Origin of the sequence: Brachyspira suanatina (genome assembly GCF_001049755.1) — a bacterium.
Classification (GTDB): Bacteria; Spirochaetota; Brachyspiria; order Brachyspirales; family Brachyspiraceae; genus Brachyspira; species Brachyspira suanatina.
This window is the reverse complement of sequence record NZ_CVLB01000015.1, coordinates 1-901: the sequence shown is the minus strand read 5'-3', so window position 1 is coordinate 901 and position 901 is coordinate 1. Positions and strand designations below refer to the sequence as shown.

General features: G+C 24.6%; 1 pseudogene. It reads right to left on the bottom strand.

Features of this window, described 5'->3' with window-relative positions:
* A pseudogene (locus BRSU_RS14020) lies at positions 1-585 on the bottom strand (tyrosine-type recombinase/integrase); the annotation flags it as partial.
* Positions 586-901 lie beyond the last annotated feature (316 nt).

Below are 901 nucleotides of genomic sequence, written 5' to 3'. Positions count from 1 at the left end.
CTTACGGCGTATGCCTGTGTTAGACATCAGCAAAAGCATGAATATATTTCTCTCATCTGCAAAACTTTCTGATTTTTCTTTTATCTTTTTTGTAATGGATAAAGTTTCATCTGCTTTTATTAATAGCTGATTTTTTACAATTATTTTTGGAGTTTTAAGCTCATCAAAAATATCAAAAAAAGTTTCGGTGCTTATTTTTTTTAATTTCACTAAATACTTAAAATAACTTTTTACAGCCATAACTCTGCAGTGAATGATGTCGGCGCCGAGATTTTTATTAACTTGATAAGAGATATAGTCTTCAATGCATTTTCTGTTTACTTTATTATACAATACCGTAGTATTGTATAATAGTATATCTTTAGACAGTCCGATATTATTACTATTAAGTATTTTTTCAGACTGTACGATATTATACTGTCCGATACTGTAATAATTATAAAGAAAATTATAAAAGTTTTTGATGCTGTTTGCATAAGTATTTACTGTAGATTTTGACTTATAAAGTTTTATATATTCAAGATAATTGATTATTAAATTAGAATTATTGTTATCATATAATTTTAGATAGTCTAGCGTTTTCATAAAAACAGCTCCTTTTATTTTAATAAGCCTGTCTTTGATAGGCAGGCTTTTCAAATAAAAAGTTTTTTGAAACTGTTTTTAATATTTTTTCTGAGCAATAATATTATCGGCTTAAATAATTTTTCATTAAATATTATTTATATTTCATTTTATCCTTCCATCGATATTTCCTTATATTTTGTATATATGGTATAGAATAAAAAATATTTTTTTAATCTGATAAAAAAATATTTTTGCTAAATAAAAAAAGGAGGGATCATGAATATTTATAAAATATTAAAGGCAATCACAGTTATTGCGAACGCCGTAATTGCCT